Source organism: Nocardioides coralli, from assembly GCF_019880385.1.
In the GTDB taxonomy this organism is placed as follows: domain Bacteria; phylum Actinomycetota; class Actinomycetes; order Propionibacteriales; family Nocardioidaceae; genus Nocardioides; species Nocardioides coralli.
Genome location: NZ_CP082273.1, coordinates 731,858 through 751,713 on the forward strand (window position 1 = coordinate 731,858; position 19,856 = coordinate 751,713).

The 19,856-nt window shown below is 73.0% G+C and carries 16 protein-coding genes; 10 read left to right on the forward strand and 6 right to left on the reverse strand.

Annotated elements, in window-relative coordinates:
- Positions 1 to 3: 3 nt before the first annotated feature.
- Together glmU and K6T13_RS03640 are read left to right on the forward strand one after the other, a co-directional pair.
- Positions 4 to 1,461: a bifunctional UDP-N-acetylglucosamine diphosphorylase/glucosamine-1-phosphate N-acetyltransferase GlmU gene (glmU, locus tag K6T13_RS03635; protein WP_222897175.1), complete on the forward strand. Its 1,458-nt coding sequence runs from the start codon at positions 4 to 6 to the stop codon at positions 1,459 to 1,461.
- Positions 1,462 to 1,513: 52 nt separating this feature from the next.
- On the forward strand, positions 1,514 to 2,485 hold the full coding sequence (locus tag K6T13_RS03640) for a ribose-phosphate diphosphokinase (protein ID WP_222897176.1): 972 nt from the start codon (positions 1,514 to 1,516) through the stop codon (positions 2,483 to 2,485).
- A gap of 17 nt (positions 2,486 to 2,502) precedes the next feature.
- On the opposite strand, the gene pepN is transcribed toward K6T13_RS03640, so the two are convergent.
- Positions 2,503 to 4,917: an aminopeptidase N gene (gene pepN / locus K6T13_RS03645; RefSeq protein WP_222897177.1), complete on the reverse strand. Its 2,415-nt coding sequence runs from the start codon at positions 4,915 to 4,917 to the stop codon at positions 2,503 to 2,505.
- A 234-nt stretch (positions 4,918 to 5,151) separates the two neighbouring features.
- On the opposite strand from pepN, the gene K6T13_RS03650 reads away from it, so the two are divergent.
- The 3 genes from K6T13_RS03650 to K6T13_RS03660 are packed head-to-tail and all read left to right on the forward strand — an operon-like array spanning position 5,152 to position 7,294.
- Positions 5,152 to 5,835 carry a 50S ribosomal protein L25/general stress protein Ctc gene (locus K6T13_RS03650; RefSeq protein WP_222897178.1) on the forward strand — a complete coding sequence of 228 codons (684 nt, stop codon included), beginning with the start codon at positions 5,152 to 5,154 and terminating at the stop codon, positions 5,833 to 5,835.
- Between the two features lie 50 nt (positions 5,836 to 5,885).
- Entirely contained in the window at positions 5,886 to 6,500 is a 615-nt protein-coding gene (gene pth / locus K6T13_RS03655; RefSeq protein ID WP_222898132.1) for an aminoacyl-tRNA hydrolase, read from the forward strand.
- Positions 6,501 to 6,523: 23 nt separating this feature from the next.
- Positions 6,524 to 7,294, forward strand: coding sequence for a 3'(2'),5'-bisphosphate nucleotidase CysQ (locus K6T13_RS03660; RefSeq protein WP_249423918.1), 771 nt, complete (start codon positions 6,524 to 6,526; stop codon positions 7,292 to 7,294).
- Positions 7,295 to 7,328: 34 nt separating this feature from the next.
- Here the strand turns inward: K6T13_RS03660 and K6T13_RS03665 are convergent, their stop codons facing one another.
- The 3 genes from K6T13_RS03665 to K6T13_RS03675 form a co-directional block, all read right to left on the reverse strand.
- Positions 7,329 to 8,372 (reverse strand): LCP family protein, encoded by a 1,044-nt coding sequence (locus K6T13_RS03665; protein ID WP_222897179.1) that lies wholly within the window; start codon positions 8,370 to 8,372, stop codon positions 7,329 to 7,331.
- 83 nt (positions 8,373 to 8,455) lie between these two features.
- Positions 8,456 to 9,766: a lipopolysaccharide biosynthesis protein gene (locus tag K6T13_RS03670; RefSeq protein WP_222897180.1), complete on the reverse strand. Its 1,311-nt coding sequence runs from the start codon at positions 9,764 to 9,766 to the stop codon at positions 8,456 to 8,458.
- 20 nt (positions 9,767 to 9,786) lie between these two features.
- Positions 9,787 to 11,061, reverse strand: a complete 1,275-nt coding sequence (locus K6T13_RS03675) for a hypothetical protein (RefSeq protein ID WP_222897181.1) — start codon at positions 11,059 to 11,061, stop codon at positions 9,787 to 9,789.
- 121 nt (positions 11,062 to 11,182) lie between these two features.
- Between K6T13_RS03675 and K6T13_RS03680 the strand changes: the two genes are divergently transcribed.
- Positions 11,183 to 12,730, forward strand: coding sequence for a tyrosine-protein kinase domain-containing protein (locus K6T13_RS03680; protein ID WP_222897182.1), 1,548 nt, complete (start codon positions 11,183 to 11,185; stop codon positions 12,728 to 12,730).
- Here K6T13_RS03680 and K6T13_RS03685 read toward each other — a convergent pair.
- Together K6T13_RS03685 and K6T13_RS03690 are read right to left on the reverse strand one after the other, a co-directional pair.
- Positions 12,709 to 13,290 (reverse strand): arsenate reductase/protein-tyrosine-phosphatase family protein, encoded by a 582-nt coding sequence (locus tag K6T13_RS03685; protein ID WP_222897183.1) that lies wholly within the window; start codon positions 13,288 to 13,290, stop codon positions 12,709 to 12,711. The two genes, K6T13_RS03680 and K6T13_RS03685, sit on opposite strands and share 22 nt — an antisense overlap.
- Entirely contained in the window at positions 13,287 to 14,222 is a 936-nt protein-coding gene (locus K6T13_RS03690; RefSeq protein WP_249424021.1) for a sulfotransferase, read from the reverse strand. The genes K6T13_RS03685 and K6T13_RS03690 overlap by 4 nt, the downstream gene beginning before the upstream one ends.
- A 150-nt stretch (positions 14,223 to 14,372) precedes the next feature.
- On the opposite strand from K6T13_RS03690, the gene K6T13_RS03695 reads away from it, so the two are divergent.
- Genes K6T13_RS03695 through K6T13_RS03710 form a run of 4 tightly spaced genes read left to right on the forward strand, consistent with a single transcriptional unit; the run spans position 14,373 to position 19,841 of the window.
- Positions 14,373 to 15,308 carry a sulfotransferase family protein gene (locus tag K6T13_RS03695; RefSeq protein WP_222897185.1) on the forward strand — a complete coding sequence of 312 codons (936 nt, stop codon included), beginning with the start codon at positions 14,373 to 14,375 and terminating at the stop codon, positions 15,306 to 15,308.
- A complete protein-coding gene (locus K6T13_RS03700; RefSeq protein ID WP_222897186.1) occupies positions 15,305 to 17,725 on the forward strand; it encodes a glycosyltransferase family 4 protein in 2,421 nt (806 codons plus the stop codon). The genes K6T13_RS03695 and K6T13_RS03700 overlap by 4 nt, the downstream gene beginning before the upstream one ends.
- A complete protein-coding gene (locus K6T13_RS03705; protein WP_222897187.1) occupies positions 17,722 to 18,654 on the forward strand; it encodes a sulfotransferase family protein in 933 nt (310 codons plus the stop codon). Before K6T13_RS03700 ends, K6T13_RS03705 begins: the two co-directional genes overlap by 4 nt.
- Positions 18,651 to 19,841: a glycosyltransferase family 4 protein gene (locus K6T13_RS03710; protein ID WP_222897188.1), complete on the forward strand. Its 1,191-nt coding sequence runs from the start codon at positions 18,651 to 18,653 to the stop codon at positions 19,839 to 19,841. The genes K6T13_RS03705 and K6T13_RS03710 overlap by 4 nt, the downstream gene beginning before the upstream one ends.
- Positions 19,842 to 19,856 lie beyond the last annotated feature (15 nt).

A 19,856-nucleotide genomic window follows, 5' to 3' on the forward strand; every position in this document is an offset into this window, starting at 1 on the left:
GCCATGCCCGCAGAGCTCACTGTCATCGTGCTGGCCGCCGGCGGCGGTACCCGCATGAAGTCCAAGACCGTGAAGGTGCTGCACGAGGTCGGTGGCCGGAGCATGGTCGGTCATGTGCTGGCCGCCGTGGGTGAGCTCGAGCCGCAGCGGATCGTGGCCGTGGTCGGTCACCAGCGCGAGCAGGTCGCCCCCCACATCCAGTCCCTGGCGCCGGACGCGGTGCTCGCTGTGCAGGAGACGCAGGAGGGCACCGGGCACGCCGTCCGGATCGCCGTCGAGGCCGCGGGTGTCACCACGGGCACCGTGCTCGTCGCCACCGGCGACACCCCGCTCCTCCGGGGGGCGAGCCTGCGGGCCTTCGTCGCCGAGCACGAGGCTGCCCAGCGGGCCGTGAGCATCCTCAGCGGCGAGGTCCCCGACCCCCACGGCTACGGCCGGATCGTCCGTGACGAGCAGGGCGAGGTGGTGGCGATCGTGGAGGAGAAGGACGCCACGCCCGAGCAGCGGGAGCTGCGCGAGATCAGCAGCGGCATCCTCGCCTTCGACGGCGACTTCCTGGCCGGTGCCCTGCCCCGCATCAGCAACGACAACGCCAAGGGCGAGTACTACCTCACCGACGCGGTGCAGCTGGCACAGGACGACGGCCTCACGGTCGGCGCCTATCCCATCGAGGACGTCACCGAGACCGAGGGTGCCAACGACCGGGCACAGCTCGCCGAGCTCGGCCGGATCCTCAACGCCCGCATCGTGACGCAGTGGATGCGGGACGGGGTGACGGTCATGGACCCCGCCACCACGTGGATCGACGCCGACGTCGTGCTCGAGCAGGACGTGACCGTGCTGCCCGGCACCCAGCTGCTGGGGGCCACGGTGGTGGCCGAGGACGCCGTCGTCGGGCCCGACACGACGCTCAAGGACTGCGAGATCGGCTCCGGCGCCCGCGTCGTCCGCACCCACGGCGAGCTCGCCGTCGTCGGCGCCGGCGCCGACGTCGGCCCGTTCTCCTACCTGCGCCCCGGCACGCGCCTGGGCGCCGGCGGCAAGATCGGCGCCTTCGTGGAGACCAAGAACGCCGTCATCGGCGAGGGCTCCAAGGTGCCGCACCTCTCCTACGTCGGGGACGCCCAGATCGGACGCGGCAGCAACATCGGTGCCGGCACGATCTTCGCCAACTACGACGGCATCGCCAAGCACCGCACCACGGTGGGGGACGGGGCGCGCACGGGGTCCAACAACACCTTCATCGCCCCGGTGAGCATCGGCGACGGGGCCATGACCGGCGGCGGCACCGTCGTCCGCGAGGACGTGCCCGCGGGCGCGCTCGCGGTCTCCGCCGGGGCCCAGCGCAACCTCGAGGGTCACGCCGCACGCAGGGCCGCGTCACGCGCGGAAACCGACGGAGAACGCCACGCGGACCCCGGAGTTGGGCAGCCGGCCCCGGGTGGGACACAATCCCGGTAGAGGCCCTACGGCACCCCCTCCGGCGACCAGGAGCGCGACCGACGTGACCGGAATGAAGCGGACCACCGAGAAGAACCTGATGGTCTTCAGCGGCCGGGCACACCCGGAGCTCGCCGAGGAGGTCGCCTCCCAGCTCGGCACCGGCCTCGTGCCGATGTCGGCCTACGAGTTCGCCAACTCCGAGATCTACGTCCGCTTCGAGGAGTCGGTGCGCGGCTGCGACGCGTTCGTGATCCAGAGCCACACGGCTCCGATCAACGAGTGGATCATGGAGCACCTGATCATGGTCGACGCCCTCAAGCGGGCCTCGGCCAAGCGGATCACCGTGGTGGTGCCCTTCTACGGCTACGCGCGGCAGGACAAGAAGCACCGGGGCCGCGAGCCGATCTCGGCCCGCCTCATGGCCGACATGTTCAAGACGGCCGGCGCCGACCGGCTGATCGCCGTCGACCTCCACACCTCCCAGATCCAGGGCTTCTTCGACGGGCCGGTGGACCACCTGATGGCCCTGCCGATCCTCGCCGAGCACGTCAAGCAGCGCTACGGCCACGAGCAGCTGGCCGTGGTCTCGCCCGACGCCGGCCGGATCAAGGTCGCCGAGCAGTGGTCGAGCCGGCTCGGCGGCGTACCGCTGGCCTTCATCCACAAGACCCGCGACATCAGCCGACCCAACGAGATGGTCGCCAACCGCGTGGTGGGTCAGGTCGAGGGGCGCATCTGCGTCCTCGTCGACGACATGATCGACACCGGCGGGACCATCGTGAAGGCCACCGAGGCGCTGCTGGCCGACGGGGCCGCCGGCGTGGTCATCGCCGCCACCCACGCGATCCTGTCCGACCCGGCTGTCGACCGGCTCAAGAACTGCTCGGCGTCAGAGGTGATCGTCACCAACACGCTGCCGATCCCGCCGGAGCGCCAGTTCGACAAGCTGACCGTTCTCTCCATCGCACCCCTGCTCTCGCGCGCCATCCGCGAGGTCTTCGAGGACGGCTCGGTCACCTCGATGTTCGACGGGCACGCCTGAGCGCACGACCCCCGCGGTCAGCCGCGCGAGCGGCGCAGGTCGTCGAGCGCGTCGTCCCACGCCCGGCGCAGCACGGTCGGGACGTCGCCACGCAACGCGTCGGCCAGCTCCTCGACCAGTGGCTCGGTGAACGCCACCGCCGGGAAGGCGCGGCCGAGCCGGTCCTCGAAGCTGGGCCCACGCTTGACCGCGAGCGCCAGGCCCTCGGTGAGGTAGCGGCTCACGTAGGGGTGCACGAGCCCGGGCTGCTCGGGGTCCCAGAGACCGGCCGCGGTCGCCTCGAACTCCCGGTTCGACAGGGGCGGCTCGCCGGTCATCCGCTCCCAGGCGGCCGCCTTCGCCTCCTCGGTGGGGAGGGCAGCGAGCGCGCGGGCCGCGCCGAGCACGCCGGCGATGGTGCCGTCCGCCGCCCGCTCGTCACGGATCTCCTCCGCCCCGATCGCCCCGAGCGCGGCCAACCGGTGGATCGCCTGCCAGCGCACGTGACTGTCGACCTCCTGACCGGTGTGGGTCTCGCGGTCCAGCAGCCAGCGCTGGAGCAGCAGCGCGTCGGGGGTGGTGCGGGCCAGCACCCGGGTCAGGGCGACCGCCATCGTGTCGTCGGGCTCGGACGCCAGACCGGTCTCGCAGGCAGCCGCGACCGTCGCGATGGCCGCCGGCGCCCCGGCGGGGTCGAGGTGACGCGTCACGAGCTCACCGCTCGCCCAGGTCAGGACGACGTCGAGGATGCCGACGTTGCGCTCCCGCGGCAGGTGGCGGGTGACGAGGCCGAGGAAGTCGTCGGGTGTCAGCTCGCCGCACCGCACCAGGTCGATCGCGGTGCTCCACACGATGGCGCGGGTGTCGTCCTCGGCGACCAGGGCGAGGTCACGGGAGAGCGCCTCCCACGTCCGAGGGTCGAGCCGCAGCCGGGCGAAGGTCTCGCCCCGGCTGTTGGGGACCACGGCCGAAACGCCCGGTCCCAGCGGCAGCCGCAGGGGTGCATCGGCGAGGTCGACCACCTCGGTGGCCGTGGCGACCAGGTCGGCGTCGTACGCCGTCACGGTGAAGCGGTGGGGCCGGGACCCCTCCCGGGACAGCACGACGCCGTCGTCGTCACCGGTGACCCGGATGGTGTCGAAGCCCGTGGTGCGTAGCCAGGCCTGGACCCAGGCGCGCACGTCGCGGTCGGTCGCCTCGTCGAGCGCCGCGACGAAGTCGTCGAGCACCGCGTTGCCGAAGCGGTGGCGCGCGAAGTAGGTCCGCAGCCCGGCGAGGAAGTCGTCGTCGCCGAGCCACGTGACCAGCTGGCGGATCGCCGAGTTGCCCTTGGCGTAGGAGATGGAGTCGAAGTTGTTGCTCGCCTCGTCGACGTCGGGCACCTCCTCGGCCAGCGGGGCCACCGGGTGCGTCGAGCGCCGCTCGTCGGCGGCGTAGGCGCGGGCCTTGCCGCCGACGGCGAAGCTGACGAAGTTGCCGCCGAAGCCCGCGGCCTCGTCGGCGAGCCGGTAGCCCATGTAGTCGGCGAAGGACTCCTGGAGCCAGGTGTCCTCCCACCACGTCATCGTCACCAGGTTGCCGAACCACTGGTGCGCCATCTCGTGGGCGATGACGGTCGCCCGCCGCCGCCGCTCGTTGGCCGTCGGCACGCCCACCGGCAGCGTCTCGTCGCGGTAGGTGATGCACCCGGGGTTCTCCAACGCGCCCCAGTTGAGCCCCGGCACGAACACCTGGTCGTAGCTGCCGAAGGCGTAGGGCTCGCCGAACATGTCCTGGAAGCGGTCGAAGCAGGACTCGGTGACGTGGCGCAGCTCCTCGATGTCACGGTCGAGCTGTGTCGCGAGCGAGGCCCGCGCGTGCCAGCCGAACGGGATGCCGGCGTGCTCCCACGTGTGGGAGTGCCAGGGGCCCGCGCACACCGTGAACATCGGCAGCGGGATCGGCTCGGTGGTCGCGAACCGCCAGCGCGTGCCCTCCTGCTCGGCGAGACGGCCGTTGGCGAGAGCGGTCCAGCCCTCCGGCGCGGTCACCGTCACGGTGACCGGCGCCTTGAGGTCGTTCTGGTCGAAGCAGGGGAAGATCCGCTGGCACAGGTCCATGCCGACGTACGCGCCGACGTAGGTCTCGCCGTCGGCGGGGTCGGTGAAGGTGTGCATGCCGTCACCGTCGGTGACGTAGGGCAGCCGTGCCTCGACGACCACCTCGTTGTCCCGCGCGAGGTCGCGCAGCGGAAGCCGGTGCCCGTCGTAGTCGGCGGCGAGCACGCCGTCGACCACGACGTCGCGGGCCGAGGTCAGCTCGAGGAACGTCGCCGCTCCCTGCTCGTGGCAGCGGAACCGGACCACGGCGCGGACTCCGAAGTCCTCGCGCCGGGTGAGGTCGAAGTCGAGCTCGTAGGACACGTCCGAGAGCAGCGCCGCTCGCGCGCGCGCCTCCGAGAGGGTGAGAGACATGCGCCGACCATAGTCGGGCTCCACGTCGGGGCGCCCGGCGCCGGGGGAGGCCCGCGGATTGGCCTCGCCAGCGGGGGCGGGACTAGTCTGTGGCGGTTGCCTCGGCGAGGGACACCACACCGGGACCGGTGGGGTCGTCCGTGATCGACAGGGCGGGTCTGGACGCCGCGCTGTCGCGCGGCGTTCGTCGTTCCGGGGCCCTACGGACGTCAGCACACACGAGGAGCACGACAGATGGCCGAGAAGATCAACGCCGAGCAGCGCACCGAGTTCGGCAAGGGTGCCGCCCGCCGGATCCGCCGCGCGGACAAGATCCCCGCCGTCGTGTACGGCCACGGCAACGAGCCGATGCACCTGACCCTCCCGGGCCACGAGACCATGATGGCGCTCAAGCACGGTGGCAAGAACGCGCTGCTCGACCTGCAGATCGACGGCGACGCCCAGCTGGCGCTGACCAAGCAGGTGCAGGTCGACCCCATCCGCCGCACCATCGAGCACGTCGACTTCGTGGCGGTGAAGCGCGGTGAGAAGGTCCACGTCGAGGTTCCGATCCACGTCGTCGGCGAGGCCGCCCCGGAGACCCTGGTCGTCACCGAGAACTCGTGGGTCGAGGTCGAGGCCGAGGCCACCCACATCCCCGAGTACTTCGAGGTGTCGGTCGAGGGCGCCGAGGTCGGCACCCTGATCCACGCCTCCGACATCGACATCCCGTCGGGCTCCACCCTGCTCTCCGACCCGGAGCTGCTCATCGTCAACGTCGCCCAGCAGCGCTCCGAGGAGGAGCTGGAGGCCGAGCTCGAGGAGGCCGAGGCCGAGGTCGGCATCGAGCGCGACGAGTCCGAGGACGAGGCTGCCGAGGGCGCCGGTGACGAGGCCGCCGAGGGCGGCGACGACTCCGAGGGCGACTCCGCCGAGTGACCCTGCAGGACCTGCTCCGACGGGTCCTCCGGACGGGCCGGGACGACGCGATGACGCCCCAGACGACGCACGCCGACACCAGCGAGGTGTGGCTCGTGGTCGGGCTCGGCAATCCCGGCCCGTCGTACGCCGGCCACCGGCACAACGTGGGCTACCTCGTCTGCGACGAGCTGGCCTCCCGCATGGGCGGCGGCTTCCGCGCCCACAAGTCGGGACGCGCCGACGTGGTGGAGGGCCGGCTGACCCCGCCCGGGACGCCCGGTCCCCGCGTGGTGCTCGGGCGTGCCCGTGGCTACATGAACGAGTCGGGCGGTCCCGCCAAGGCGCTGGCCACCTTCTACAAGGTGCCGCCCGAGCGCGTCGTCGTCGTCCACGATGAGCTCGACATCCCGTTCGGCACGCTGCGCGTCAAGCGCGGCGGTGGCGACAACGGCCACAACGGCCTGCGCTCGCTGCGGTCCTCGCTCGGCACCGGGGAGTTCTACCGGGTGCGCGTCGGCATCGGTCGGCCCCCGGGCCGACAGGACGTGTCGGACTTCGTGCTCTCCCCCTACTCGACCGTCGAGCGCAAGGAGCTCCCGTTCCAGGTCGACCGCGCGGCCGACGCCGTCGAGTCCCTGGTCTGCGAGGGCCTCGAGCGCACCCAGCAGACCTTCAACTCCTGACCCCGGAAAGTAGGGTGACCCCCGTGACCGACCAGCCACCTGCCGCCATCGCCTCCGACGACCACGCCTTCGCCGTGTGGGCCGCCGAGCGGGCCGGCGCCCGGTTGCTCCAGGTCCGCACCGAGGGACTGGAGGGCAAGGCCCTCAAGGACGCCGGCGACGCCGCCGCACAGGAGACGCTCGCCGCGCTGCTGGCCGAGCACCGGCCCGGGGACGCGGTGCTCTCGGAGGAGGCGAGCGACGACCGGGCCCGCCTCGAGGCGGACCGGGTCTGGATCATCGACCCCCTCGACGGGACGCGCGAGTTCTCCGAGCCGCCCCGCGACGACTGGGCGGTCCACGTCGCGCTGTGGGAGAAGGGCGACCTGGTGGCGGGTGCCGTGGCGCAGCCCGCGCTCGGCGAGATCTACAACACCGGTACGCCGTCGGTCGTCCCGCCGCGCAGCAGCGACCGGCCGCGGATCGCCGTCTCCCGCACCCGGCCGCCGGCCTTCGTGGAGGCCCTCGCCGCCGAGATCGACGCCGAGCTGGTGCCGATGGGCTCGGCCGGGGTCAAGGTGATGAGCGTCGTCCGCGACGTCGCCGACGCCTACGTCCATGCCGGCGGGCAGTACCAGTGGGACAACGCCGCACCGGTGGCCGTGGCGCGCGCGGCCGGGCTCCACTGCTCACGGGTCGACGGCTCGCCGCTGGTCTACAACGAGGCGGACACCTCGCTGCCCGACCTCGTGGTGTGCCGCCCGGAGCTCGCCGAGGAGATCCTCGACTTCGTGCGGCGGCACGGCACCGACTGACTCGGCACCGACTGACTGGGGGCCTGCCCGCGGCTCACGAGACGGGGCCGGTCACCTCGAGTCCCGGGTTGCGGTCCAGCCAGGCGTCCATGCGGTCCTCGCGCACGTCACGCCACATCGCGGCGTTGGCCGGCCCGTCGAGGTAGACGACGCTCTGCTCGCCCTCCCAGCCGAAGCCGGCCACGGGTGCGGTGAGGAAGTGCATCGACCCCTTGCGCATGCCCCGGACGTCGAGGAGCAGGTCGCGCATCTCCCCGACCTCGAACTCCTCGTCGACGCTGACGTGCTGGGTCGCGGTGTCGAGCAGGTCGTAGAGGTCGAGGGGGCTCGAGGACCGCAGCTCGGTCATCGACTGGGCGAGCAGCGCCCGGAGCACGGCCTGCTGGCGGCGTACCCGGTCCAGGTCGCCGTTCGGGAGGCCGTAGCGCTGCCCGACGTACTTGAGCGCACGCTCGCCGTCGAGGAAGTGCTCGCCCTTGGTCCAGGTGATCTTGCGCTTGGAGTCGGTGACGGTGCGTGGCACCTTGACGGTGACCCCGCCGACCTCGTCGATCATCGCCTCGAACCCGGACCAGTCGACGACCGCCAGGTGGTCCATCCGCAGGCCGGTGAGCTGCTCGACGGTGGCCACGGCCAGGGACGGCCCGGCGAAGGAGAACGCCGCGTTGATCTTGGCCTCGCCGTAGCCCGGGATCGCCACCCACGAGTCGCGGGGGATCGAGATCAGGGAGCCCGTCTCACGGTCGGCGTCGAGGTGCAGCACCATGATGGTGTCGGTCCGCTGGGCGCCCGGGACCCACTCGGCCGCGCCGGCGCCGGCACCCGTGGTCGCCACGTCCGAGCGACGGTCGGTGCCCATCAGCAGGATGTTGACCGACTCGGCTCCGGGACCCGACGTGGGTCGCTCCGGCCGCTGCTCCAGTCCGTCGAAGACACCCTCGATCCGCTGCACCTGGCCGGCGAGCCGCGACTGCGTTGCGTAGAGCCCGGCGAAGGCCGCGACGGCGAGCACGACCAGCACGACGCCCCCGAAGATCGAGGCGCGCAGGATGCGGCGACGCGACGCGAGGCGTGGCATGGCTGCACGATGACCCGCTTCGCGGGCGGGTGCCCGATGTGCGGGCCGAAGTACCCAAAACGGGGGAGCGGTGGCGGTCGGGCTCAGCCGGCCGTACGCCGCAGCAGGCCCAGCCGCGGGCGCAGCGTCGGGTGGGTGCGCAGCCCGAGTCGCTGCCGCGCCAGCCACCACAGCGTCAGGTACACCGCGATCGAGATCGCCGAGGAGACCACGGCCAGCCCGACCACGCCCACCAGCAGCGCCGCGGCGGTGCCGAGCCCGACCCGGAGCGCCACCGAGACCGACTGCACCGTGGCGACGACGCCCTCCTGGTGCGACATGGTCAGCGCGGTGCCGCACTGGCCGCTGACCACGTTGCCGATCTGGGCCGCGGACAGCAGGAACAGCAGGAGCGCTGCCTCGCGGAACGGCTCGCCGAAGACGAGGGCGAGCAGGTCGCCGGGCACCACGAGCATCGGCACGAGCAGCACCAGGGTGGCCACGGCGGACACCGATGCGCCGGTCCGCAGCACCGCCTCGAGCCGGGCGCGGTCACCGCTGGCGAGCATCCGTGAGATCACCGGGGCGAAGACGACCTGGAGCGAGGTCGGGGCGATGGCCAGCACCAGCGCCATCCGTTGGGCAGCGGAGTAGAAGGAGGCGTCGGCGCTGACGAGCACGGCAGCGGCGATCCAGATCTCGACCGTGCCCGCGAGGTAGACAGCGACCTGGTTGACCGCGAACCGCCAGTTCCGGCCGACCATCTCGCGGACGTCGCCCACCACGGAGCCCGAGCCGGGTACGCCCGACCACCGACGGCTCACGAGGAAGCCCGCGGCCAGGACGGGGACGGCGTACCCGGCGGCGAGCGCGAGCACCGCCCCCGCCAGTCCCGTCTCGGGGAACAGCCACCAGGCCAGGGCGAGGGATGCGGCCTGCAGGCAGCTGACCAGGGCGCCGCCGGACCGGCCCTCGAGCAGGCTCGCGAAGCGGACCCGGCCGAAGCCGCGCAGGTAGCTCGCCCAGAGCTTCTGCAGACCACCGAGGACCGCCAGCAGTGCGAAGCCGACCGCCAGCACGAGCGCCTCGCGGTCGGGTCCCGAGGCGAGGTAGAGGACCAGGCCGGCGACGAGGGCGGCCGCAGGCAGGCTGATCAGTGCCGCAGCGCGGGCGCCCCGCCGCAGCACCGCGAGACCGGCGAGGTCATCCGCCTCGAGCCGGGCGGCGTCGCGCAGGCCACCCCGGTGGGCGCCGAGCAGGCCGAGCTGGCCGACGACCGTCGAGGAGGTCAGCGCGACCACGAAGTAGCCGTAGTCGGAGAGGCCCAACCACCGACTGGCGACCGCGTTGCCGACCAGGTAGCCGACGACGGCCACGCCGTAGGACGTGCCGAACCACACCAGCGCGCCCAGCACGGACGCGCGTCGGCCCGACCTCACGGAGCAAGGCCCGTCAGGTCCCCGGCCGGCTGGTCCCGCTCGGAGGCGCGACGCGAGAGGCGCCGGTGGACGAGGTACCCGGCCGCGAGGCCCAGACCCACCCAGGACACCGGCGGGATGAGTCCACCGCCGGCGGTGAACATCCGCACCAGCGGCAGTGCGAGGAGCGCCGTCACCGGCAGCATCCAGCCCGGCTCACGGTGCAGGCTGCTGGCCAGGGACAGGAAGAGGCCGATCAGCACGATCACCACGACGGCGGCGGCCAGGGCCGCGAAGACGCCGGCCCGCAACCAGGTGTCGATGACGAAGTTGTGGGAGCTCGCCCCCTCGGTCGCCACCCCGCCGAACAACAGGCTGGTGCCGAGGTTGTCGAGCGCCTGGTCCAGCAGGTTGCCGCGGGCCTGGTAGGAGCTGTCGTCCTGGGTGAACCGCACCCAGATGACGGTGAGGAAGCCGGTGGCCGCGAGCACGGCCCCGCCGAGGCCGACGACGAGCCCTCCGCCCACGAGACGGGGGGTCAGGCGGACCCCGAGCAGGGCGCGCAGCAGCGCCAGCAGCGGCCAGGCGGCGGCCGCGATGATCACCGAGCGCGACATCGACACCACGATCAGCAGGACTCCGAGCGCCATCGAGAAGGTGTAGAGCGCCCGCGCCCCGGCCGAGGTGAACGGACGCATGCCGACGCAGGCGGCGGACGCCGCCATCCCGACCAGCACCGCGCCGAAGACCTCGTGGCGCAGGTTGCCCCGCACGACCTCCTCGTCGAAGCCGAAGCCAGCGAACGCCGCGCGGAAGAGCTCGCGCTGGAGGACCTCCGGGTCGGCTGCGGCGATCGTCCGCCCGATCACGCCGACCGGGTTGATGCCGTTGACGATCATCGAGAACGACAGTCCGACCACCAGCGACATGGTCACCGTGAGGGCGCTCCACCGGAACGCGGCGACCCAGCGGTCGTGGTCGAGCGTGAGCCCCCGGTGGACGACGGTGGCGAGGGCGACGAACACGCCGAGGAAGACCAGCTGCTCGAGAGGCTGGACGAACCCGAGGCCGTGGTAGGCCTGTGCGGCGATCCAGATGGTGCAGAGCACGACGTTGGCGACGACGAAGGGTGCTGCGACGCTCAGCACCGGGGAGAAGACGCGGGATCGGTGGGAGACCAGCACCAGCGCGAGGAAGAGCAGCATGGCGGTGACGTGCAGCCGCAACGGCCCCGCGACCACGAACCACTGCAGCGGCAACGCGGCCATCACGGCCATGAGGAGCCACTTCACGGTGTCCCCCACTTCCTCCAACATGCGACCAAATCGACTGCCCGGCCCTAGTATGGGCCAGTTGCCGCATGCCCGCGTGCGTTCCCCGACGCACGGCGGTCGACCGGATGGGGGGTTCGGTGTGGAGCAGGACGTCACGACGCTCGGAGACCATCTCGCGATCATGCGTCGTCGGTGGCGGCTGCCTGTCGTCTTCCTGGTCCTCGGCGTCGCCGCCGGGGTCGGGCTGAGTGCGCTGCAGGATCCGCTCTACCGTGCGGAGTCGACCCTGCTGCTCGAGCCCGACAAGGTCAGCACCACGGCCGTGGTGATGGATGCCGACGAGGTGGCCACCCAGGCGCGAGTCGTGGCCTCGGCGCCGGTCGCCCAGCGGGTGGTCGAGCGGCTCGACCTCGACGAGCTGCCCGACGAGCTGCTGGGCACGGTGACGGCCGACGTCATCGAGCAGACCCGCACGGTCGCCATCACCGCGGAGCGGGGGACGGCCGCGGAGGCCGCGGCGGTCGCCAACGCTTTCGCCGAGGAGTTCGTCGCCTACCGCACGGATGCTGCCACCTCGGCCGCCGACGACGAGCGCAACCGGCTCTTCGCGCAGCTGGGCAGGCTGCGGGCCGACCTCAGCCTCGTGCAGGCCGAGCTCGACAACAGCCGTCTCGGTCCCGTTCGCCGGCAGCGTCTCGAGGCCCAGGAGCAGAGCCTCCTCACGGTGGAGGCCGAGATCCGCACCCAGCTGGCGATCCTCCAGTCCGACCAGCCGACCGGCAACGTCGGCGGACAGCTGTTGCGCAGCGCGGAGGAGCCCGCGACCCCGGCGCAGCCGCAGCCGATCCGGTCCGGCGCCTTCGGCGGGGTCCTGGGGCTGCTGTTGGGCATCCTGCTCGCCTACGTCCGCGATCGGTTCGACGACGCCATCCGCGACGAGCAGCGGCTCCGCACCGCCGTCGGCGTACCCGTGCTCGGCCGCATCCCGCAGACCCAGGGCGACGGCTCGAGACTCGTCACGATCGTGGCCCCCACCTCGCCCGAGAGCGAGGGCTACCGGTCCCTCACCACCAACATCCGGTTCCTCACCGCGCGCGGTGGTGAGCTGACGCAGGGCGAGATGCTGGTCGTGTCGTCAGCCGATGCCGGCGAGGGCAAGACGACCGTGGCCACCAACGTGGCGGTCACGGCGGCCCGGGTCGGGCTGGCGGTGATCCTCGTCGACGCCGACCTGCGCAACCCCCGCGTCGCGGAGCGCTTCGGCATCGAGGTCCCGCTCGGGCTGAGCCACGTGCTCGCCGACCAGGCCGACATCGAGGACACGCTCTACGACGCCGCGGCCATCGACGCCCCTGGACTGCGGATCATGTCGGCAGGCGCGATCCCGCCCAACCCGGCCGAGCTCCTGGCGGGGCCCCGCGCGGCGGCGCTCTGGAAGGAGCTGCGCGACATGGCCGACCTGGTCATCATCGACACCGCCCCGGTCCTCAAGGTGGCCGACACCCTGGAGATCGTGAGCGAGGCCGACCTGGCCGTCCTGGTCACCCGCCACCGCACCTCACGCGTCCACAAGGTGACCGCGGTGGTCGAGCGGGTCCGCCAGGTGGGCGGCCCGGTGTCGGGCGTCGCCTTCTGCGGCGTCCCGCAGAAGGACGCACCCTACGGCTACGGCGTCGCCAGGGAGTGAGTCCGGCGGAGCAGCACCGGCGCCACGCGCTCCACGTCGCTCGCGAGCTCCTCCAGGAGTCGACGGGCGCCACGGCGGGACACCTGCGCGGGGTCGGGGGTGTCGTCGTCCCCCGGGCTGACACGGGGTCGCAGCCACTGCAGGCGAGCGGCGAGGTCCTCACCGGGTGACTCCCCGAACAGCGGGCTCGACGTCAGCCTGATCACCTCACGCAGGGTGAAGGTGTGACCCACCAGGGCGGGGTCGCGCGCCACGACGGCGCGCAACAGGGCCCGCTCGAACGTCACGACCAGTCCGGCCGCGACCGCCTCGTCGGTGTCGAAGGGTCGCGACGCGTGTGTGAGCCCGTCCACCCCGCGCTGCTCGAGGAACTGGTGCACCGAGTCCAGCAGGGGCTCCCCGACGCCGGCGTACACACCGCTGCTGGCGATGCGGGGGCGCGGCTCCACACCGTGCTGGTCGGCCCACCTGCGCAGCAGGTGCGCGGCCAGTGGGCTGCGTGCGCGGTTCGCGTGGCAGACGAGGAGCAGGTCGGGGCGCTTGTGGGCCGTCTTCCTCACCACCCGAAGTCTTCTCCGAGGAGGTCCCTGAGCTCGGCGTTCCAGGGCGCGTAGTAGTCGGCGAGGCGCTCCCGGGTCTCGGGGAGGATCTTGGGGTTGGCCTCGCGGGCGTTGCGGGGTGAGAGGTCGACCGGGTGGTGGTCGAGGCCGAGGTGGTCCTCGATCCGGCGGAAGGCACCTGCTGCGTCGGTCTTGAGGGCCTCCAGCGGCAGCACGAGCAGCTGCTCGCGCGGGAAGACCGCGAAGTAGCGGCGCAGCTGTTCGGCGTAGTGGCCACGGGCCAGGTAGGTGTGGTGGTCGTGGTCGAAGTCGTAGTGCGCGGGATCGGCCAGCCAGGCGTCGGTGACGCCGGACGTGCGTCCCGCCTCGGCCTCGATGGCGGCCTCGAACGTGGGCAGGTCCTCCGTGCCGGCCACGACGCGGTCCCAGTAGTTGGAGTGCGCCCGGGAGACCGGCTCGCGGAGGATCGCGATCAGCCTGGCGTCGGGGGCGGTCTCGCGGATCCGTCCCGGGGCCGCGGGGTGGAAGAGGTAGTAGGGCGAGCTCTCGCCGACGGCCGCGCCGCCGGTGCGGCGCCGACGGGCTGCCCGCGCCCAGCGGGTGGGGAAGTGCGACAGGTACCAGTCCGGGCCGCGCCAGTAGTTGATGTCGAAGTAGTGGGGGCTCTTGTGCCGCTGCACCCGGGGGAACATCGGCATCACCTGCGGGTGCTGCACCAGCCAGTTCGCCACCGACGTGGTGCCCCCCTTCTTGGCGCCGACGACGAGGAAGTCCGGCATCTCGCGCAGCGCCGCGGTGGTCGTGCCGATCGTCCGGGCCGAGCTCCGGGCGACGTCGGCCACGGGCTCCGGGAGCTGGCGTCGCACGCGGTTGAACCAGGCCGACTTCCGCATGCCACCGATGGGTTCGGCGCGGGTCTCTCGTTCGGTCATCACCACGGCGGCAGCCTAGGTCGGCGGAGTCCCCGGTACGCGTGAGTCGACCTCGCGTACCGCAAGTAGGTGATGCCCGCCGCCAAACCCGGGGCGCCGCTGCGGCCGCGGCTACGGTTGCCGGATCCGTGGGGGAACGGAGGGGGCTGGATGTCTGCACGGTTGGGGGGCGGACCCGACATCGTCATCGCCGGAGCGGCGCGATCGGGCACGTCGTTCCTGGCGTCGACGCTGGGAGGACACCCGCAGGTCGACGCCTGCGCGGTGAAGGAGCCGAACTACTTCAGCCGCGAGTTCGCGCGCGGCGAGGAGTGGTACGACGCGCTCTTCCCGGCACGCCGCGACGACCGGTTGCGACTCGACGCGAGCATGTCCTACACCTTCCCGCACTTCCCCGACGCGCTGGACCGGTTGGCCGAGGCGGCGCCGGGTGCGACCGTCCTCTACCTCGTGCGGCATCCCGTCGCACGGATGCTCTCCCACTTCCAGCTCCACCGGGACTACTTCCGCAACGAGCCCGCGAGCACGCTCGGCGCGGCACTCGACCGCGGCTCGGTCTACGCCGGCACCAGCGACTACGCCGAGTGGCTGCGGCGCCTGGACAAGCTCTTCGGCCCCGACCGCCTGCTGGTGGTGCCGTTCAGCGCGGTGACCGGTCACCTCGAGGAGGTGCTCGACGTCGTGGCCGATCGCACCGGGCTCGAGCGGGCACCGTTCGACGCGGCGGCCGAGACGGCTCGGGCGCACCGCAACGACGTGGTCGCCCTGCGGGGCAGGGGGGTCCTCCTCGGGCGCCGACTGGTGCGCAGGTCAGGCCTCTACCCCGCCCTGCGACGCGGCCTGGGACCCGACCGGCTGCGCCGGGTCCGGTCGTTGGTGACGCGGCCCGTGGAGACCGAGTCGCTGGCGGGCGCCCTGGCGACCTGTCGGGTCGAGCAGCGCGTGATGCTCGCCGAGCGCTACGCCTCGGCCACCGCCGCCGTCGCCGATCACCTGGCGACCCAGGACGTCCGGCTCGGGCTGGACTGGAGCTCGGTGTGGAGCCGGGAGTGTCCCCTGCCCGGCCGCTGCGGGAGTGACTGGTGAGCAGACTCCGCACGGCCGGCCTCCCGGCCACCACACTGGTCTCACGCCTCCGGCCGGTCTGGCCGGAGCCCACCGACCTGCGCACGCGCCACGTCGGTCGCGGCGGCGGCACGCCCTACCTGGTGCTGCCCTCGATGCGACGCCCGACGCTGCTGGTGCCCGCGCACGACCGCGCGACCGCCACCGCGATCCGGCGTTCCGACGAGGGCCAGCGTTCCAGGCTCGGTCAGCGGGCCCTGGCCTGGTGGCAGCGCCACGGGTTGCTGCGGCTGCTCCCCGTCGGGAGGGTCGTGGTCGACGACCCGGACTCCTCGGCGGTGGTCTCGTTCGTGCGTGAGTGCGTCCCCGAGGCGCGCAGTGTCGTCGTCCGGCTGGGACGCCCGCGTCCCGGGCGGGCGGTGGTCCTCCACGCCATCGGTGACGACGGTCGCTCGCTCGCGTTCGCCAAGTGTGCGTCGGGTGACGCGGGCACGACCCTGCGCCGGGAGTGGGAGGAGCTGAGGCGCCTGGGGCCACACCCGGCACCGGGTGTGCGGGCGCCGCGGGTCCTCGGCTTCGAGGAGGTCGACGACCAGTCTGTGCTCGTGCTCGAGGCGCTCGTGCCGACCCGGGGGTCCGACGGTGCCGGGGTGCCGGTCGAGGCGATGCGTTCCCTCGCGGCCCGGGCGGGGATGCAGCGCGAGGCGCTCTACCGCACGGACGCGGTGATCCGGTTGCGCGCCGGCATCGCCGCCGTCACCCACGCCGGCAGCCGAGCCTGGCTGGAGGCGGCTCTCGACCGGATGCTCGCCGACCTCGGGGACGTCGTGGTCGAGACCGGGTCGTGGCACGGCGACTGGGTCGCCTGGAACATGGCGCGGGACGGCGAGGAGGTGCTGCTCTGGGACTGGGAGCACCACGAGACGGGCGTCCCGCTCGGCATGGACCACCTCCACCACGTCGCCCAGCGGATGCGGATGCGTTCTGGCACCTCCCCGGACGTCGAGGACCGGTGGGTCGAGGAGGCGCTGCGGCTGCTGCACGACGACTGGGCCGTCATGGGGGACGCGGCCGAGGCCACGATCCGCTGCTACCTGCTGACGGTCAACCTGCGCTTCGTCACCGACCGGCAGGACCACCCCGGGAGCCCCGTGCTCCGTGACGGCTGGTCGCGCAGCCTGGTGGAGCGGCACGACGCCGCCTGGGCGGACGAGCGCGCCACGGCGTACGCCGCCCTCGGGACCGCGACCGACCGTGACTGGCAGGTCGCCTGGCGACGTCGCCGCGGCTCACGTCCGCTGCGCGTCCTGCACGCGTCGGAGGTGCACTGGGGCGGTGTGGTCACGCTGCTCGACCACTTCGTCGCCGAGCAGGTCCGCGCCGGCCACGACGTCCACGTCCTCGCACACCCGGACCTGCCCGACCTCGACCCCGGCGCCCACCGCGTGCCCTGGTCGGTCGACCGCGACCGGCCCGGGACCCTCGTGGCCGCACAGCAGGAGCTGCGGCGGCTGGTGGACGAGCTCCGGCCCGACGTCGTCCACCTGCACTCGTGGTTCGCCGGTGCCCTGGGACGCAGCCCGCTGGCGCCGCTGCCGGTCCCCGTGGTCTACCAGCCGCACGCGTGGTCCGACCGGCTGTCGGCGGGTCGTGGACAGCAGGCTGCGGTGCGCGCCTCCGAGCGGCTGTTCGCCCGCCGGACGGACCTGCTGGTCGCCAACTGTGACGACGAGCTGGCACGTGGGCGGGGCCTCGGGATCGCGGTGCCCGGCCGTGCCCTCGGTGTGGCGGTCGACCTCACCCGCTTCCGCCCGCCCACCCGTGCCGAGCGGGCGGCTGCGCGGGCCGCGCTCGGCATCCCCGAGGGTCAACGACTCGTGCTCGTGCTGGGGCGGTTGACGCGTCAGAAGGGCCAGGACCTGCTGGTGCCGGCGTGGCGGGCGGCCCCGCCGCGGGAGACCGTGCTCGCGCTCGTCGGACCGGGTGATCCCGCGTTCGTCGCGGACCTCGCCGGTCCCGAGCTGGGGCGTTCCGTCCTGGTCCCGGGCGGCACCGACGACGTCCTGCCGTGGCTCTGGGCCGCCGACGTCCTCGCCCTGCCGTCGCGGTACGAGACCGTCGCACTGGTGGTGGCGGAGGCGATGGCGACCGGCCTGCCGGTGGTGGCGACGGCCGTGGACGGGGCCGCCGAGGTGCTCCGCGGCGGACCCGGTGAGCCGGCCGGGACCGTGGTCCCGGTCGACGACGCGGCCGCCCTGGTGCACGAGGTCACGGCCGTGCTCGCCGACGAGCTGCGGCACGCGCGTGAGTCGGCGGCTGGGCCGCGGCGGGCGCGCACCCTCTTCGACCCCGCGTGCGTCGCGCGGCGGCTGGAGGACGCCTACCTGGTCGCGATCGCCCGACACCAGACCGCCCGGAACCCGAGGGGAACGCGATGACCGACCGGACCGTGCCGACGTTCGCGGTGATCGGGGCTGCCCGGTGCGGGACGACAGGCCTCGTCGAGGGGTTGCGCACGCACCCGGAGGTCTTCGTCACCGAGCCCAAGGAGCCGCACTACTTCGCGCTGCACCGCACGGGTGCGCAGTTCACCGCCCCAGGAGACGACCACACGATCAACCGGGTGGCGGTCACGGACCGCGAGGCCTACCTCGACCTCTACCCCCGGCAGCACGACTACCGCGCCCTGGGCGACGCGTCGGTCTCCTCGCTGTACTACCACGAGGAGGCGCTGCCGGAGATCCTGCGGATGAACCCCGAGATGAAGCTGGTCGTGATGCTGCGCGAGCCGGTCGCCCGCGCGTGGTCGAGCCACCAGTACATGCGGGCGCGCGGGCTGGAGCCGGTCGAGGACTTCCTCGACGCCGTCTCGCTCGAAGAGGAGCGTCGCCGGCTCGGGTGGCACCACATCTGGCACTTCACGGCCATGAGCCGGTACGCCGACGCGCTCGAGGCCGTCCACGCGGCGGTGCCCCGCGAGCAGGTCGGCGTGTGGTTCCACGACGACCTCGAGGCGGACTACGTCGGCACCGTCGGCAGCATCCTGCGGTTCCTCGGCGTACCCCACCACGACGGCGAGGGGACCGGGGTGCCCCGCGTGAACGTGTCCGGCCAGCCGCGCTTCGCGGCGGTCCACCAGGCCATCGGGTGGGCCACCGGCCACGAGCGGATCCGCACCTTCGTCAAGGAGCACACGTCCTACCGGTTCCGGGAACGGGTCCGGCGGGCCGTGCTCCAGTCGGACCCGGTGCCCGCCGAGGTGCGTGACGCCCTCGCGCCGCTGTTCGTCGAGGACCTGCAGCGCGTCCGGGCTCTCCTGCCGGGCCCGGTCCCGGCCTGGCTCCAGCACCAGGAGGCTCCCGCATGAGGGTCCTGCAGCTCCACAACCACCACGCCTCGCTCGGCGGCGCGATGGAGGTGCTGGCCCACGAGGCGCGGCTGCTCACCGGCGGTGGGCACGAGGTCGAGGAGTTCGCGCTGCCGGCCGCCCAGGACCTGGGGCTGTCGTCGGTGCGGGCCGGGGCGAAGGCGGTCTGGAACGTCGAGGCGGCCCGCGAGACGCGCCGGCGGATCCGGCGGTTCCGGCCGGACGTCGTGCACGTGCACACGCCGTTCCCGCTGATGTCGCCCTCGGTGTTCCGGGCGGCCGCGGCCGAGGGTGTGCCGGCCGTGACGACGCTCCACAGCTATCGCTGGGTGTGCGCGGTCGGTACCTGCGTGCGCGACGACCGGATCTGCGAGGACTGCGTGGGATCGCGGTTGAAGCTCCCGGGCATCCGGCACGGCTGCTACCACGACAGCCGCGCGGCCACGGCGGCGCTGACGCTGGGCCTGGTGGTGCACCGCGCCGTGGGCACCACCCACCGCGACGTCACCCGCTACCTTGCCCTCACGGACTTCATGCGGCGGCTGATGGTGCGGGACGGCTACCCCGAGGACCGGGTGGTGGTGAAGCCCAACTCCGTGCCGGACCCCGGTCCGACCGTGGGCCGGACGGGCAGCAACGAGGTCTTCTGCGCGGCCCGGCTGATCGAGATCAAGGGCATCCGGACCCTGCTGGAGGCCTGGCGGCTGGCCGACCCGGGGCTGCGGCTCGTGATCGCCGGGGACGGGCCGTTGCGCGGCCTCGTGGAGGAGGCCGCGGCCGCCGACCCCCGGATCGAGTACCTCGGGTGGCTCGACGAGGAGGAGGTCACGGCGCGGATGCGCCGGGCGCTGGCGGTCGTCGTCCCCTCGGAGTGGTACGAGGGGCAGCCGCTGGTGATCCTGCGGAGCCTCGCCGTGGGGACACCGCTGCTGGTCTCGGACCTGGACAACCTCGGGGAGGACGTGCGGCGCCACGGCACCGGCTGGACCTTCCGCACGCGCGACGCGGCCAGCCTCGCCGACCAGCTGCGGGCCCTCTCCGCCCGCCCCGAGCGCGCCGAGGCGCTGCGCGGACGCGCCCGGGAGACCTACGAGCGCCACTTCTCGCCGGGCGTGGACCTGCAGCGCCTCGAGGCGGTGTACGCCGAGGTGGTCGCACCGCGAGCGGCCGAGGGCGCCCACGCCTGATTTGCGTGTTCGTGT

Bases quoted from the DNA above. Each gene is read 5' to 3' on its own strand.
- K6T13_RS03665 (WP_222897179.1), bottom strand. From the start codon at position 8,372: ATGCCACGCCTCGCGTCGCGTCGCCGCATCCTGCGCGCCTCGATCTTC.
- pepN (WP_222897177.1), bottom strand. From the start codon at position 4,917: ATGTCTCTCACCCTCTCGGAGGCGCGCGCGCGAGCGGCGCTGCTCTCG.
- pth (WP_222898132.1), top strand. From the start codon at position 5,886: ATGACGCCCCAGACGACGCACGCCGACACCAGCGAGGTGTGGCTCGTG.
- K6T13_RS03640 (WP_222897176.1), top strand. From the start codon at position 1,514: ATGAAGCGGACCACCGAGAAGAACCTGATGGTCTTCAGCGGCCGGGCA.
- K6T13_RS03695 (WP_222897185.1), top strand. From the start codon at position 14,373: ATGTCTGCACGGTTGGGGGGCGGACCCGACATCGTCATCGCCGGAGCG.
- K6T13_RS03690 (WP_249424021.1), bottom strand. From the start codon at position 14,222: ATGACCGAACGAGAGACCCGCGCCGAACCCATCGGTGGCATGCGGAAG.
- glmU (WP_222897175.1), top strand. From the start codon at position 4: ATGCCCGCAGAGCTCACTGTCATCGTGCTGGCCGCCGGCGGCGGTACC.
- K6T13_RS03705 (WP_222897187.1), top strand. From the start codon at position 17,722: ATGACCGACCGGACCGTGCCGACGTTCGCGGTGATCGGGGCTGCCCGG.
- K6T13_RS03650 (WP_222897178.1), top strand. From the start codon at position 5,152: ATGGCCGAGAAGATCAACGCCGAGCAGCGCACCGAGTTCGGCAAGGGT.
- K6T13_RS03710 (WP_222897188.1), top strand. From the start codon at position 18,651: ATGAGGGTCCTGCAGCTCCACAACCACCACGCCTCGCTCGGCGGCGCG.